This window comes from Vibrio sp. 1402, from assembly GCF_033340275.1.
The window spans coordinates 1-507 of record NZ_JAWOWE010000764.1 but is presented as its reverse complement, the minus strand read 5'-3'; the positions used below and the strand labels follow the sequence as shown (position 1 = coordinate 507).

The window sequence follows — 507 nt, the reverse complement described above, 5'->3', positions numbered from 1 at the left end:
CATTGCACGATGTAATTGGAGAGAATGATGTCTGCACCACGTGCTGAGTTGCGGTATTGGCGAGAATCCAACCCGTGCTTATGACCCATGTCATCAATGTTCATTGGGTGGATCAGCAAAAAATCAGGCTGGTGAGTGCGACGCAAATGTTCCGCGTCTATGAAAAGCGCTTCATCAGGATAATGATCCCAATGATAGAAACAGCCGTGCTGAATATTCATTGTTTCATCGTTCGTAAAACGATCGCGAATCGGCTCAAACGGGGCGCGGTTATAGAGTTCACTCACCCAGTGGTAAGCCGCCGCCGCCGTCACTTTGCCTTGCGATTTTGCCAAACTAAAGATGGAATCATGATTCGACAGACGAACGATATTGTTGTTCACAATGCCGCTTTCTACGGGGCGAACCCCAGTTAAAATGCACTCATACAGTGGACGCGACATTGAAGGGAGTTCACATTGCACGGGGTAAAGCGTGGCGCGCATTTCTGGTCGTGAATGACCATGT

1 protein-coding gene is annotated in these 507 nt (G+C 48.7%); it reads right to left on the bottom strand.

Annotated elements, in window-relative coordinates:
- On the bottom strand, positions 1 to 485 hold a 485-nt coding region (locus R7044_RS28365; protein WP_225456430.1), incomplete at its 3' end, for an alkaline phosphatase family protein.
- Positions 486 to 507: the final 22 nt, after the last annotated feature.